General features: G+C 70.3%; 11 protein-coding genes and 1 pseudogene. 7 read left to right on the top strand and 5 right to left on the bottom strand.

What is annotated here, in order from left to right:
* The first annotated feature begins 235 nt into the window (after window positions 1-235).
* Window positions 236-1,246, top strand: coding sequence for a hydroxyacid dehydrogenase (locus tag ACFRCG_RS02420; protein WP_380027872.1), 1,011 nt, complete (start codon window positions 236-238; stop codon window positions 1,244-1,246).
* 79 nt (window positions 1,247-1,325) lie between these two features.
* Here ACFRCG_RS02420 and ACFRCG_RS02415 read toward each other — a convergent pair whose 3' ends face one another.
* Window positions 1,326-1,997 (bottom strand): FadR/GntR family transcriptional regulator, encoded by a 672-nt coding sequence (locus ACFRCG_RS02415; RefSeq protein WP_380027870.1) that lies wholly within the window; start codon window positions 1,995-1,997, stop codon window positions 1,326-1,328.
* A gap of 313 nt (window positions 1,998-2,310) precedes the next feature.
* A pseudogene (locus ACFRCG_RS02410) lies at window positions 2,311-3,846 on the bottom strand (M4 family metallopeptidase); the annotation flags it as partial.
* A 487-nt stretch (window positions 3,847-4,333) separates the two neighbouring features.
* Here ACFRCG_RS02410 and ACFRCG_RS02405 point away from each other — a divergent pair.
* The gene (locus ACFRCG_RS02405) at window positions 4,334-5,182 is read left to right on the top strand and encodes an SGNH/GDSL hydrolase family protein (RefSeq protein ID WP_380027868.1); all 849 of its coding nucleotides are present in this window, start codon (window positions 4,334-4,336) and stop codon (window positions 5,180-5,182) included.
* A 101-nt stretch (window positions 5,183-5,283) separates the two neighbouring features.
* Complete coding sequence (locus ACFRCG_RS02400; protein WP_380027866.1) at window positions 5,284-6,573, top strand: acyltransferase family protein; 1,290 nt, start codon at window positions 5,284-5,286, stop codon at window positions 6,571-6,573.
* A gap of 69 nt (window positions 6,574-6,642) precedes the next feature.
* Here the strand turns inward: ACFRCG_RS02400 and ACFRCG_RS02395 are convergent, their stop codons facing one another.
* Window positions 6,643-7,461 carry a polysaccharide deacetylase family protein gene (locus ACFRCG_RS02395; protein WP_380027864.1) on the bottom strand — a complete coding sequence of 273 codons (819 nt, stop codon included), beginning with the start codon at window positions 7,459-7,461 and terminating at the stop codon, window positions 6,643-6,645.
* 272 nt (window positions 7,462-7,733) lie between these two features.
* Between ACFRCG_RS02395 and ACFRCG_RS02390 the strand changes: the two genes are divergently transcribed.
* The 4 genes from ACFRCG_RS02390 (at window position 7,734) to ACFRCG_RS02375 (ending at window position 11,240) form a co-directional block, all read left to right on the top strand.
* Entirely contained in the window at window positions 7,734-8,441 is a 708-nt protein-coding gene (locus tag ACFRCG_RS02390; protein WP_380027862.1) for a response regulator, read from the top strand.
* The gene (locus tag ACFRCG_RS02385; RefSeq protein WP_380027859.1) at window positions 8,438-9,958 is read left to right on the top strand and encodes an ATP-binding protein; all 1,521 of its coding nucleotides are present in this window, start codon (window positions 8,438-8,440) and stop codon (window positions 9,956-9,958) included. The genes ACFRCG_RS02390 and ACFRCG_RS02385 overlap by 4 nt, the downstream gene beginning before the upstream one ends.
* Complete coding sequence (locus tag ACFRCG_RS02380) at window positions 9,955-10,509, top strand: hypothetical protein (RefSeq protein ID WP_380027857.1); 555 nt, start codon at window positions 9,955-9,957, stop codon at window positions 10,507-10,509. Before ACFRCG_RS02385 ends, ACFRCG_RS02380 begins: the two co-directional genes overlap by 4 nt.
* 245 nt (window positions 10,510-10,754) lie before the next feature.
* Window positions 10,755-11,240, top strand: coding sequence for a hypothetical protein (locus tag ACFRCG_RS02375; protein ID WP_380027855.1), 486 nt, complete (start codon window positions 10,755-10,757; stop codon window positions 11,238-11,240).
* Here ACFRCG_RS02375 and ACFRCG_RS02370 read toward each other — a convergent pair.
* Complete coding sequence (locus ACFRCG_RS02370; RefSeq protein ID WP_380027853.1) at window positions 11,200-12,570, bottom strand: hypothetical protein; 1,371 nt, start codon at window positions 12,568-12,570, stop codon at window positions 11,200-11,202. The genes ACFRCG_RS02375 and ACFRCG_RS02370 overlap by 41 nt on opposite strands.
* Before the next feature lie 269 nt (window positions 12,571-12,839).
* Window positions 12,840-13,901: an alpha/beta fold hydrolase gene (locus ACFRCG_RS02365; protein ID WP_380027851.1), complete on the bottom strand. Its 1,062-nt coding sequence runs from the start codon at window positions 13,899-13,901 to the stop codon at window positions 12,840-12,842.
* Window positions 13,902-13,903 lie beyond the last annotated feature (2 nt).

Genomic DNA, 13,903 nt, shown 5'->3' with positions numbered 1-13,903 from the left:
CGTCCGAGTCGAGAAGTTGGAGCAGTCAAGGTCACAGCGATGACATTTCAATGATCCGATGTATGGTTTCCGTGAGTTTCAGGCCGGACAACACCCGGGCCGGGCCGCGCCGAACCCGGGCCAGGCCGTACCAATCGCGACATTCCGTCAGACGTTTGCCACCGCATCCGAGCAGGGACCGCCGATCGTCCGGCTGTCGGTCCACCATCGGACAGGCCGAGGAGACCGACCCGCCATGAACGAACCGGCCACCGTACCGACAGCACTGTTGGTCATGGAGGAAGCACGCCGGGCCGACGTCTACCCGCCCGAAGTGCTGGCCGGGCTGGGCCGGCTCGTGCACTGGCAGGGTCCGCCCCTCACCCGACAGGAGTTGGCCGCGGACCCGGATGTGCTGCGGGACGTCGACCTTCTGCTCACGGGCTGGGGGGCGCCCGTCCTGGATGGCGCCCTCCTGTCACATGCCCCACGGCTGCGGGCGGTTCTCGTCGCGGCGGGATCCGTCCGGCACCTGACCACACCCGCCTTCTGGGACCGCGGCATCCCGATCGTCTCGGCCGCCGCGGCCAATGCCGTTCCGGTGGCGGAGTTCACCCTCGCCCATGTCCTCCTCGGGCTGAAGCAGGCCCACCACATCGCGCGGGAGGTGGCGCACAACCGCCGCTTCCCCACCAATCCCGACGTCCCGGGCGCCTACCGGTCACGGGTGGGCCTGTTGGGGCTCGGGCACATAGGCCGGCTGGTCGCCGCCCACCTGGCGCGCTTCGACGTCGAGGTGCTCGCCACGGATCCCGTCGCCTCCTCGGACACCGCGGAGCGCGCGGGAGTCCGGCTGGTCTCCATCGACGAACTCTTCGCCGGCTGCCATGTCGTCAGCCTCCACGCACCGCTGCTGCCCGAGACCCGCGGCTCGATCGGGGCACGGCTGCTGGCCTCCATGCGGCCGGGCGCGACACTGATCAACACCGCGCGGGGCGCGCTGATCGACGAGGCCGCCGCCACGGAGGTCCTGCGGGCCAGGCCCGACCTCACCGCCGTACTCGATGTCACGCACCCCGAGCCCCCGGCCGCCGACTCGCCACTGTTCACCCTTCCCAACGTCGTCCTGACACCGCACCTGGCCGGCGCCATGGGCGCCGAACGCCACCGCCTCGGGCAGCTCGTGCTCGAAGAAGTGCGCCGCTTCACCGAGGACCGGCCGCTTCGGCACGCGATCGACCCCGCCCACGCCGCGTCGCTGGCCTGACGCCGTCGGGTGCGGCCCGGGGGCGCGGCGGGCCCGGCCTGGCACTGCCGAGCGCGGTCGGGCCGGGCCCGACCGCGCGTCAGGCCACCTTGCGCAACCACTGCTCGACGCCCGCGATGTGCGCCGTCGACCACGCCCGCGCGGCCTCCGCGTCGCCGCTCTCCAGCGCGTCCACGATCGCCTGGTGCTCGCGCACCGTACGCTCCCACGAACCGCTCTGGGTCAGGCCGCGCCAATGCCGGGCGCGCATCGTGGGACTGGACAGGGAGTCCAGCAGCGAGCACAGCACGGGATTGCCGCTGAAGCCCGCGATCGCCTGGTGGAAGCGCAGATCCTGCTCGATCAGTCGCTCGGTGGTCGGCTGTGGCTCGTCGACCTGCGCGAGGCCGCGCAGTTCGGCGATCCCGGCGGCGTCGATCCGGGCGGCGGCGAGCGCGGTCGCGGCGGGTTCCAGGATCCGTCTGACCTGGAGGAAGTCGAGCACGCTCTTGTCGTGGTGGAAGTCCACGACGAACGCGATCGCGCCCATCAACAGGCCGGGTTCCAAACTGGTCACATATGTGCCGTCGCCCTGGCGCACGTCCAGGATCTGGATCAGCGACAACGCCTTGACCGCCTCGCGCAGCGAGTTGCGCGACAACCCCAGCGTGGTGGCCAGGTCCGCCTCTTTGGGAAGCTTGTCGCCGGGCCGAAGCTCCCCGGAGACGATCATCTCCTTGATCCTGTCGATGGCCTCGTCCGTCACAGCCATGCCGATGATCCTTCCAGAGGTCCGATGACTTCCAGTATGACGGCCGGGTGCACCAGAAGACAGGCTGGTCGGACCACCACCCATCGGCCGCCCGCCGCGTCGTCCCCGCAGCCTCGGCCCTCAGCCATCCGATCTCCCGGGACGTTCCGGGAACGGCTCGCGTCGACGGCGTCGGATGCCCCGGCGCGCGGAGCCCGGCATGGCGAACGAGGCCGCGGCGGGGGCCGCGGCCTCGTCCGGGAGGACGCACGTCGGGTACTTGTCGTCCGGTGCCTGTCGTCGGATGCCTATCGAGGTGTCTTCGGCATCACGGGCAGGTCGGGTCACCGGGCTGGGCCGGGACGCTGACCGCGTCCCAGGCGGCCTTGGTCTTGTTGAACAGGCCGCAGGTGGAGTCGAGCGCCTTGGCGGACTTCAGGGTCGCGGTGCGGTACTTCTTGTAGGTCATGCCGCTGGTCTTGAGCAGCATGCCGCCGTAGAAGATCTTGCCCGCGGTCTGGATTCCGGTTCCCGTGAGTTGCGTGTTGTTGCAGGTCGGGCTGCTGGGCTTGCCGCCACCGGGGTTCGTGCCCTCGGCGAGCAGGTAGAACCAGTGGTTCAGCGGCCCGGCCGCCGCGTGGGTCTCGGTGCCCGGGATCGAGGCGCTGTAGCAGTTCGGGTTGTTGCTGATCTGCGAGGGGTTGTACATGTTGCGGATCGGGCCGTTGCCGACCAGGTTGACCGTCTCGCCGACCAGGTAGTCCGGGCGGTCGTAGGGCGAGGGCTCGTTGGTGTACGCCTCGGTGAGCGCGCCGAAGATATCGCCGGTGCCTTCACCCAGACCGGCCTCGGAGCCGGCGCCGCCGGGGGTGAACTGGTCTATGCCGTGCCCGAATTCGTGGCCCACGACGTCCATGGACGCGATCCACTGGTTGCTCTGGTTGTGGCCGATCTGGATCTGCGAGCCGGTCCAGTAGGCGTTGACCGCGGGCAGCCCGACGCGTACCGGCCAGCTTCCGCCGCTGCCGTTGTGACCGTTGCGGCCGAGCCAGTCGCGGAGCATGTTCCATTCCTTCTGCGCGGCCCACAGGGCGTCCACGCAGCCGGTCTCCTTGCTCGCGGCGTTGCCGTTGCCCCAGGTGTCGGTGGCCTTGGTGAAGACGCCGCCGCTGTAGTCGGAGCAGGACAGGCCGGGCCGGGTCAGGTCGGTCATCTTGTAGTTGCCCGCGCTGCCGCTGGTGGTGATCGTCAGCGGGTTGGGGCCGTTCCACTGGCTGGTGCCGGTGCCGCCCTTGACGTCGTCGTAGGAGTCGAGCAGTTGCCCCGAGCGGGCGTCGACGAAGACGTGGAGCCGACTGGGCGCGGTCTCGGTGTTGCCGATCAGCACGGTCTCCCAGGCCAGGTTCGCGCCACCCTCCCGGACCCGGACGACCAGGCGTCGCGAGTCGACCTTCTCGACGACCTTGAGTTGCGCACGCGAGACGTTCTCGGCCGCGTCCTTGCCGACCGTCGGCTTGACGGGGACGTCGATCCGCTGATCGGTGGCCGACTGGGCGGCCCGGACGGTGCCGTTGCCGTCGGCCAGTACCGCCGCGCTGCCGCCGACCACGGGCAGCCCGCGGTAGGTGCGCTCGTAGGCCACGGAGTACAGGTTGTCGACCCACGGGGTCACCTGCTGCCGCACGTAACTCTCGTCGGGGCCCTTGGCCAGGACGTCCAGGCCGCTCGCCGCGGCCCGGTCGGCGGCGGACACGGCCGCCGCCAATCCGGGCGCGGGCGCGGGCGTCGCCGCGTTCGACTGGGAGGTACCGACCACGAGGCCGGCGAGTAGGGCCAGGACCGACCCGACCGTCACCGTGCTGCGTTTCATCGAGGCTCCTTGGATGGAGGACAGGCCTCGACCACGAGTCCGACTCGCGCCGGCCCCGCGAGGTGAACGGAACCGACCATCGTGTGCGCCGGGTTCGTGCCCGAGCGAACGAAACGCTCACACAGGCACAAGTCGACCGTCAAGAAAACGCAACCGGCACGGCACAATCTGTCAAAAACCCCACACCCGTCCCAACCGCCCCCACCAACCACCCGCCCACACAGCCGAGTCGACCCAAGAGCCGACCCGAACGCGGCATGGCGTCAGGCGCCGGGGTCGGGTTTCGTGGGTCTCGGGAACCCGCATCGCTGTGCCCATGGGCGACTTCTGCCCGACGGCCGCGAATACAGCGCGAAAACCGAAGAGTTTCGGATCACCACCCCATCCCGACGACGTCGGTCGTGGTGGATGACTGTTTCTTTCACAGGGTGTGATGAAACGATGACGAGGCCTCCGGGCGGGGATTTCCGCGGTTCTACTGAGCTGCATGAACAGCCAGACCAATCCCTCTGTCCGTCGTCGGCGCACCGTTCGGTTCTCCATGGGAATCGCGCTCGTCGCCGCGATCGGCGTTCTCGGGCTCAGTGCCTGCGATGACTCGGGCGACACGAACAAGGCCACCGTGGGCCGATCCGATTCGACCGCGTCCTCGGCCGGCGCCGGCCGGGAATCGTCCGGTGTCGGGAACAAGAACGCGAAGCTCGCCAAGGTGTTGTGGATGGGTGACTCCATCGGCGAGGTCGAGGCCCCCGCGCTCGGGGCGGCGATGAAGGCCAACGGCACCGAGTTCAAGTCGATCGCGGCCGCCGGCGGTGGTGGTGTCATCGGCGAGGTCGCCGAACCGACCTGGGAACAACTGCCGAGGGAACTCGGCTCCTTCAAGCCGAATGTCGTCGTCTACCAGATCACGACCTACGACTGGGGCAAGTCCGAGGAACAACACGCGAGTTACGAACGACTGGTCAAGACGGTGACCGACGCGGGCGCCGAACTCGTCATCGTGTCCGCGCCGCCGTTCCGGATCGACGACTTCTACAAGCCGCACGAGGCCGAGATCAAGTCCGCCCCGAAGTCGGCCAAGGACGTGGCGGACAAGCATCCGGGCAAGGTGCACTTCCTCGACGCCGCGGCCCTGTGGGGCACCGACGGCGCCGCCGCCAAGGCGCAGCGGAGCGAAGACGGCATCCACTCGTGTCAGCAGGGTGCTGCCGCGTTCGCCCACTGGTTGGGCAAGGAACTCGGCAGGCGGTACGCCTTCACACCGGCGGCGGCGGATCGTTGGGCCACCGGCGCGTGGACCGGCGACAAGGTGTACGCACGGCTCGGCTGCAAGTAGTCGACCCGGGGCCACGCACTCGCCTCCCCCGGCCACAGTCGATCGAGGGGCGGAACGGGCCCGGGCTCGTTCCGCCCCCGCGTTCTTCGGAGAACCACCCCATGCCTGCGCAGACTTCCCCTCGGCGTACCCATCGGCGGGTTTCCACGCCGTCCGCAACGCCCGTGACACCCACGCCGCCCGCGACAGCCACGAGTCCGCCCACTTCCGCCGGAGCACACATCGGACCACTGGACGGTCTGCGCGGTGTGGCCGTCGCGGCGGTACTGCTCTTTCACGCCGGAAACTTCGGCGGCGGCTTCCTGGGCGTCGACCTGTTCTTCGTGTTGTCCGGGTACCTGATCACCGGACTGCTGCTCAAGGAGGCGGCGGCCCGCAACGGCCGCATCGACCTCGTCGCGTTCTGGGGCCGCCGGGCCCGCCGCCTCCTGCCCGCGCTCGCCGCCATGGTGTCCGGCACCCTGCTGTCGGTATGGGCGTTCGGCTCACCCGCGCTGCTCCGCAACGCGCTCGACGACGGCCCCTGGGTGGTGGCGAATCTCGCCAACTGGCACTTCATCGCGGACCGAATGGGCTATTGGAACTCCGGCGACACCCGCGTCTTCAGTCATCTGTGGAGCATCGCCGTCGAGGAGCAGTTCTATCTGTTCTGGCCGCTGCTCCTGGTCCTGGCGGCCCGAGGCGGGCATGCGGGCCGCAACGTCGCCGTCGTCGCGGCGACGGGGGCCCTCGCCTCGCTCGCCCTGATGCTCCGCCTCGCCGATCCGATCGACAGCACCCGGGTGTACGAAGGCACCGACACGCGCGCCTTCTCCCTGCTCCTGGGCGCGCTGATGGTCACCGGTCCGGCCACTCGCGCGGTGGCCCGACTGGGCGAGCGCCCGGCAGGATGGATCTCGCTCGCCCTGGTGTGCGGCATCGGCACGTACTGGGTCCTGGCCGACGGAGAGGATTCCCCGTCCCTGTTCCAGGGGGGAATGTTCCTGCACGCGCTGGCCGCCGCCGTCCTCGTCTCGTGCCTCACCCGGGCGCCCGGCAGTCCCGTCGGCCGGGTCCTGGGCTGCGCCGCGGCGCGCTGGACCGGTCTGATCTCGTACAGCCTCTACCTGTGGCACTGGCCGATCTACCTGCTGCTGGACGAGGATCGCCTCGGCTTCGCGGGCTGGGGTCGCACGGCCGTCATCGTGGTCGTTTCCGTCGCCGCCGCCGTGCTTTCCAAGCTCCTGGTGGAGGATCCGATCCGTTTCCGGGCCCGGTGGGCGCGTGGCCGCACCGGGGCCGTCGCCCTGGTGGCCACGTTCGCCGCGATGGCGGTCCTGTGGGCGGTCGTGCCGGAGCCCCACAGCGGGGCGGACTCGGTGGACGTCACTCAACTGACCGACGGATCTTGACGGTTCCGGGTAGAGAAGACCGGCCGACCGCGCAGGCGGCCGGCCGGTCGCCCGGCGATCGAAGCGGGTTCACGATTGCGGGAAGCTGTACCGGTATCCCTGCTCGTCGAACCACGCCAGGAGCTTCTCGAGTGCCTGGAAGGACTGTTCGCGATTGCCGCCCCCGTCGTGCATCAAAACGGTGGGACCCTTGGCCAGCTGTTGTTGGACGCGCGTGACGATGGTTTCGACTCCGGGGCGCTGGTAGTCGCTCGGGTCGACGTTCCAACCGAGGGGCCGCATGCCGTGATCGGCGGCGACCCGGCGGCTTTCCGGGGTGAACGCGCCACCGGGGGCGCGGTAGTACCAGATGCGTCGGCCTCCCGACGCCTGGTCGATCATGTTCTTGGCGTCGAGGATTTCCTGCGTCTGGTATTCGACGGGCTTCTTGTCCATGCCGGTGTCGTGATGCACCGAGTGGTTGCACAGGCGGTGGCCGGCGTCGACGATCTTTCCGAGCAGTTCGGGGTTGGCCTTGGCGGCGGGTCCCAGGACACAGAACACGGCCTTGGCGTTGTGCTTCTTCAGCAGATCCAGGAAGCGGGGCGTCCACACGGCGTCCGGGCCGTCGTCGAGGGTGAGGACGACCGACTTGCCGCCGTCCTCCGAGTGCCGCGAGATCGATGGATCGACCTTGCCGCTCTGCGTCGAGCGCGGGTCGGCCGGCGTTTCGGCATCGGCGGCGCCCGGCACCGGGCGGGCCGCCTGGTGGGTGTCGCCGACGCGTTGCCTCGCCGGTGTGTCGGAGCCGCCGGCGCAACTCGCGAGCGCCGCCGCGGTCACCACGAGGGCCATTGCCGTACCCACGCCCTTCGCCATGTCGCCGCGACGTATTCCACCAATCGTCATGGGTATTCCCTGTCTCGATATCCCTGGTTGGTTCGACTGCTCGCCGAGCCAAACACGTTCGGGTATCGAAACCGGAGGCTGTCATCGTCTCGTCACATATCCCGCACGGAGCCGTCATCCCGGGACCATATGGTGGTCAACGAGGCTCTGAGCTGTACGAACAGGCGCCGGGTTCGATACGCCGGAATCCGTCGTAAAGTCGAAGGGCACCGCCGACTGCCAGATAATCCATATGATCCGTCGGGACGACTCAGCAGGGAATTGTCACCACCATGCCACGCGTATTGCTTATCGAAGACGACCCCGCGGTCCAAAGAGGCGTCGCCATCGCACTGCGGCGACGCGGCCACGAGGTCGCCGTCGCGCCCACCGGGGAGGCCGGACTCGCCACGCTGGAGGACTTTCGCCCCGACCTCGTCCTGCTGGACCTGATGCTGCCGGGCATGAACGGCCTGGAGGTGTGCCGCCGGATCCGGGAGCGACACCAACTCCCGATCATCATCCTCACCGCGCGCGGCGACGACATGGACGTCGTGATCGGCCTGGAGGCGGGCGCGGACGACTACGTCGTCAAACCGGCCGGCGGCGAGGTCCTGGGCGCCCGCGTCAAGGCGGCCCTGCGCCGCGCCGTTCCCGCCGACCCCGACGACGGCATCGCCGCGGATGCGATCGTGCCCCGGGTCGACCGGTACGGCGACCTGACGATCGACCGGGCCGCGCTCATCGTGTCCAAGAACGGAACCGAACTCACGCTCGCGCCCTCCGAACTCAAGCTGCTGCTGTACCTGTCCGCCTCCTCCGGGCGCGTGTACAGCCGCGACGTCCTCCTCGAACGGGTCTGGGAGCACAGCTACGCCGGCGACGCCCGACTGGTCGACGCGTGCGTGTTGCGCCTGCGCGGGAAGGTCGAGGACGACCCGCGCCGCCCCCGCTACGTGCAGACGGTTCGCGGATTCGGTTACCGCTTCGGTCCGCTGTGACCGCGTCCTCCGCCGCCACCGCGCGTCCCACGCCCGAGTCGCCGCGCGCTCGCGGACGCCGGTTGTCGCTGCGGGGCCTGCGCCCGCGGCTGATCGTCGCGTTTCTCCTGGTCGCCGCGTTCAGCGCGCTGATCACCTCCGCGCTGACGTTCGACAAGGCCCGCGATGCGATCCTCGACCGCACCGAGGACGCCGCGACCGACGAACTGCGTGCCCAACTCGACTCGCGCGCGCCCGATCTGGCGTATCCGCCCAGTGCCGAGAACCTGCTGGAGCTGACCGTACTGCTCAACCGCGCGGGCACCCCGCGCAACTGGCGCACGCACGTGTCGTACCAGGACGGCCCGCTCGTCCCCGCCGAGGCGCCGGGCGATCCGGGCGCGATCACCGCCGCCCTGCGATCCGCGGTGTTGCGGAAGAACGGCGCGGTGGCCCAGCGCGTCGCGCGGCCCGGCGGCCCGTGGCTGGTCGTCGGCATGCCGATCCTCCACGCGGGGCCCGAGAGCACCCCCACCCGGATCGTGGTGTACGCCGAAATGCCCCTGCGCAGCGAACAGGCCGACATCCACGCCCTGGTCACCGCGGCCCGCTACGGCGCGATCCCCGCCGTCGCGCTCGCCCTGGTCCCGGCGCTCGTCGCCGCCGCACACGTGCTGCGCCCGGTACGGCGGCTGCGCGCGGGAGCCCACCGGATCACCGAGGGCGACCTCGACACCCGCATCCCCGTCCGCGGCAACGACGAACTCGCGGACCTGACCACGACGTTCAACACCATGGCCGACACCATCGAACGCGACGCCACCGAACTGCGCCGCCTCGAAGCAGGCGCCCGCCGGTTCGCCGCCGACGTCTCGCACGAACTGCGCACCCCCCTCGCGGCGATGGTCGCCGTCACCGAGGTCCTCGACGAGGACACCGCCCATCTGGACCCCGACACCTCCGAGGCGCTGCGCCTGGTGGCCGAGGAGACCCGCAAACTCGCGCGCATGGTCGACGACCTCATGGAGATCTCCCGCTTCGACGCGGGCGCCGCGATCCTGCACACCGACGAGGTCGACGTCGCCGGCTCGGTACGCCGAACCCTGCGCGCCCGCGGCTGGAGCGATCGGGTCGACACCGAACTCCCCGACGGAATCCGGGTCGTCCTGGACCCTCGGCGCTTCGACGTCGCCCTCGCCAACCTGGTCGGCAACGCGCTGCGGCACGGCGGCGACCCCGTCCGGGTCGTGCTGCGCCGCGCCGACGACCGGATCGCCGTCGATGTCGTCGACCACGGCCCGGGCCTGGATCCGGCCGTACTCGCGCACATCTTCGACCGCTTCTACAAGGCCGATACGGCTCGGACCCGATCCGACGGCAGCGGTCTGGGACTTGCCATCGCGCGCGAGAACATCCACCTGCACGGCGGCACCCTGCGCGCGGCCTCCAGCGCGGGCGAGGGCACCGTGTTCACCATCGAACTCCCACTCGTACCACCGGTCGTCGTGCCGGACACCCATCGTCCGGAGGATCAGTGAAGCTCGCCATCACCGTGACCGCCGCCGTCATGGCCGCCCTCGTCGCCGGATGCGGCATCTCGACCACGACGCCACACGGAGTCGGTCCCCCGGCCAGGGGTGTTCCCCAGGTCGGCGCCGTCCCCGACCGCACGCGCCTGTTCTTCGCGACCTCCGACGGTGTCCAAGCCGTGTCCCGACCCACCGACACGTCCCTCGACCCCGGCCAGGCGATCGCGCTGCTTCTGGAGGGACCGACCGAGGCCGAACAGCGGCGGGGGTTCTCGACCGCCCTGGCGGAGGTGGCCGGCCGGGTCGACGTCGACACCGGGGACGGCGGCGTCACGCTCACGCTGCCCCTCGACGCAGGCCGCGTGCCGGTGGACGCGATCCACCAACTCACCTGCACCGCGGCCAACGCCCGCGTTCCGGGCGGCCGACCCGCCACCGACGTCGACGTCAACTTCCGCGAACTCGGCAAGCCGGGCGTGTGGGGCCCGCTGCACTGCGACATCGCCGGCTACAACGCGCAGCCCGAGCGTCCCACTCCCCCGGCGAGCCGATCCGGCTGAACCTCGGACCGGGGCCCGGCCGAGTCGCCATGTCGCCATGGAACGGACAGCGGCCGTGAACCGGCAAGCCACATGGGGAGATACCCACACCTGCCTTCCCTCGGAACGCGACGATGGTGTCGATCGAAACGGGGGTCGTGTGCGGATCGTGCGCGCGGCGCCTCCGACAGGCGCCGTACGGAGAGGACGTGGCGGGCGATGGGCTTACAACCCGTGAGAGTGGCGGCCGGATGATGGTGCGGACGATGACCATCACGTGTCGACGCAAGACCGAAGTGGCCTTCTCCACCGTCTACTTCCGCAGCGGCCGGCAACTCGTGGTACCCAAGGGATCGCCCGTGCGGGCATTCGACGCGTCGCTGCGCGGACGGCGGGTGTGCGTAGGCGCCGGCACCACGGCCGTGGACGTGCCGGCACAGGCCGACCTCGGTGCGATCGTCGACCTCTCCGACAACCATCTCGACTGCCTGGTGCGCCTACAGGAGGGTCGGACCGACGCGATCCTGGAGAACTACCGTGCGGGCGGCCCGAACAGCCCATGGATGGCCTCCTACCGAAAGTGGCCGGCCGCGAACCTCTCCGACCCCACCGCGACTCCACCCCCGCTCGCTACGCGGACTGAGCGGCGGGCCACGAGGTCGAACGCCTCACGGCCCGCCGCCCGGGCATTTCGGCTCACCCAACGGGTCGTCAGCCCGCGATCTCGGCCACCTTGGACAACTGGCCGGTGATCATCGCGGACGGCACCTCGGCCGGTCCGGCCTGTGCGAACGACGCCATCTGCATGGCGACGTCGCCCTTCACGGCGACCACGAGGTAGGCGTACAGGCGTCCGTCCGTAGGGTGGTCGTCGCGCATCCGGAACGCGACGGTGTCCGGGCCGTTGCGCCCGACGGAGACCTCGGTGATCGTGTACCGATCGACCGTGCCGTCGTCGTTGGTCTCGGAGAACGACGAGCAGACCTTGAGCGCCGCGACATACGCGTCGAACTCCCGCTTCAGTACCGCGTGTCGGCCGCTCGACAGTTCGGTGATCACACCCTCGGTGGGTTGTACGGTCGCGTCGAGGGTCGTCTTGCGATACTTCTGTTGAATCGCGGCGGTGCGCTGGTCCAGCGAGGTGTCCAGCAACGGTGCACACCGCGGGTCGGACAGTCGGGGCGCGGCCTCGGGCGTGGCGGGTTCCGGGCCCTCGGCCGTGTACTCCGCCGGGATCTCCTGTGCGTTGAGCAGCGCCGCCGTCAGTGTGTCGGCGGCCGGGATCGTCCTGCTCTCGGCGGTGGGCCGCGCCGGCTCGGACGGCGAACTCCCCGTGTCGGAAGGCATCTTGTCGAGCCTGGAGAGCTGGGCGCTCACGAACGGGCCGGTGTCGGCGGGGTCGCCCTTGCCCGGCGTCGCGAACGACGTGACGGCGAGGCCGGTGGTGCCCCGGAGAACCAGGGTGTTGACGGTGGTGCCGAGCAGTCGGCCGTTGCGGGAAACCGCGACCTTGTACGAGACGCTGTCCTTGCCCCGCACGCCGACCTTGACGTCGGTCACGGCGAAGGTCGTGACGTCGCCGCCTTCGGTGAGTGTGTAGTGCGCACAGGAACCCAGCGCCTTGACGCCGTCGTCGAGTTGCTTCCGCAGCACATCGCGCGGCGCGCTGGACAGGCTCACCCGCACCGAGTCGTCCGACTCCGGGTCCGCGGGAACGATGGCGTACGACCGCTCGGCGTGGCCGACCGGGTGCGACGTGCCGCCGCTGCCGAGCGCCACACATTCGGCGGGGCCGACCACCTGGCCGGGCTTGTCCGGTGACCGTTCGTTCGACACCTTGCCGCCGCCGTATCCGGCGGGGATGTCCTTGCCGTCGAGGAGGACGGCGGACAACTGCCGGTCCGTCGCCGGGGTCGCGTTCTCGTCCCCCTTGCCGCTGTCGGCGGATGTCGAAGCGGACGCGGACGACTCGTCCTTGGCGTCGCCGCCCGACTTCTGGCAGGCCGTAAGGCCGAAGAGCGCGAGCGCGGTCAGCGGTACAACAACTTTGGTCGCCGCGCGACGCGGCATGGTGATACGCACCGTGAACCCCCCAGTTCGGTGTCTGTCGCGGACCACGACGCCGCCGTGTACGTGACGCGGGTACCCGTAACCCCCCTGGTGCCGGGTACCCGACGGCGGCGCCGTGCTTGTGATCACGACCCTAAAGCCGCGAATCACGCTCGCCGGCCGCTGTTACCGGAACGGCACAATCCGGGGACACAGGTGACATCCGGCCCCCGGGCGACCACGCCCGGCACGGCGGGACCCGTGCCCACGAGAAAGCGCAACGCGCGCCCGCCCGCGCGGCGTTACCCGGTCTGGGTTTCGGGGGCGGCCTCGTGGAGCACCCGTAGCAGTTCCGTCAGGAACTCCTTCGGGCGCTCGATGTGAACGCTGTGGCCCGCGCCCTCGATCACCGCCTCTCGGACCGGGCCGCCGGCCGCCGCGTAGCGGGCCAGGACGGCGCGGGTCTGGGCGATCATCGGCTGGGCCGGGCAGTGGTCCGCGCCGGGCCAACCGGGGACGGCGCCCAGTGCGCCCAGGTGGGCAAGGTCGAAGAGCGAGGTGTCCGAGACGATCACGTCGGCGGAGCCCCGCAGCCACAACACCGGGGGCCGGGCCTCGGCGAGTTCCAGGTCGTCGATCCGAAAGTGCGTCGGCGCCAGGCAGTTGAGCACGCCCCGGTCGCCCGGAGCCAGGCCCGGCCATGCCTCGCTGGTGCGGGAGTCGCCTGGGTAGTGGTCGTCGCCGACCCGGGTGGTGAGCATCGAGGCGACAAAGGGGTCGGCCGGCTCCACGGGCGTATCGACGTAGCACGCGTCGAACACCGCGCGCGGCGACAGCGGTGACTCCCCGCCGGTTTCGCCGGCCGCCAGCAACCGTACGAACTCCGGGTTCGCGGCGCCGCCGCCGGAGCCCGCACCGTCAGGGCTGTTCAGCCGGCCGTCGATCCCGTGCGTGCCGCCGAACCCGTACGGCGAGACCGGGTTGACCAGGGTCACCGAGCGCAACCTCCGGGCGTGGTCCCGCAGTTGTTGCAGGACCACGCCTCCGCCCAGGCTCCAGCCGACCAGGTGTACCCGGCCCAGGTCGAGCGCCTCGATCAGCGCGCTCAGATCGTCGCTGTAGTCGCGCAGGCCGCGGGTCGCGTCCACCGGAAGCGGGTCGGTGTCGCCGAAGCCGCGCAGGTCGAGCGCGATGGGCCGGTAGTGCGCGGGCAGTTCGAGCATCGCCTGTCGCCAAAAGAGCGAGGACGACACGTTGCCGTGCACGAAGACCACCGGCTCGCCGGAACGTCCCTCTATCTGCAGGCAGTTGACGGTGAGCCGGGAGGTCGCGATCCGACCGGCGGCGATGGTGGGCAGCAGCATCC

Origin of the sequence: Embleya sp. NPDC056575 (assembly GCF_042793325.1) — a bacterium.
GTDB lineage: Bacteria > Actinomycetota > Actinomycetes > Streptomycetales > Streptomycetaceae > Embleya.
Note: the sequence above shows the minus strand (reverse complement) of the source record. Positions and strands in the feature narration are given on the sequence as shown.

Bases quoted from the DNA above. Each gene is read 5' to 3' on its own strand.
- ACFRCG_RS02420 (WP_380027872.1), top strand. From the start codon at position 236: ATGAACGAACCGGCCACCGTACCGACAGCACTGTTGGTCATGGAGGAA.
- ACFRCG_RS02415 (WP_380027870.1), bottom strand. From the start codon at position 1,997: ATGGCTGTGACGGACGAGGCCATCGACAGGATCAAGGAGATGATCGTC.
- ACFRCG_RS02405 (WP_380027868.1), top strand. From the start codon at position 4,334: ATGAACAGCCAGACCAATCCCTCTGTCCGTCGTCGGCGCACCGTTCGG.
- ACFRCG_RS02400 (WP_380027866.1), top strand. From the start codon at position 5,284: ATGCCTGCGCAGACTTCCCCTCGGCGTACCCATCGGCGGGTTTCCACG.
- ACFRCG_RS02395 (WP_380027864.1), bottom strand. From the start codon at position 7,461: ATGACGATTGGTGGAATACGTCGCGGCGACATGGCGAAGGGCGTGGGT.
- ACFRCG_RS02390 (WP_380027862.1), top strand. From the start codon at position 7,734: ATGCCACGCGTATTGCTTATCGAAGACGACCCCGCGGTCCAAAGAGGC.
- ACFRCG_RS02375 (WP_380027855.1), top strand. From the start codon at position 10,755: ATGACCATCACGTGTCGACGCAAGACCGAAGTGGCCTTCTCCACCGTC.
- ACFRCG_RS02365 (WP_380027851.1), bottom strand. From the start codon at position 13,901: ATGCTGCTGCCCACCATCGCCGCCGGTCGGATCGCGACCTCCCGGCTC.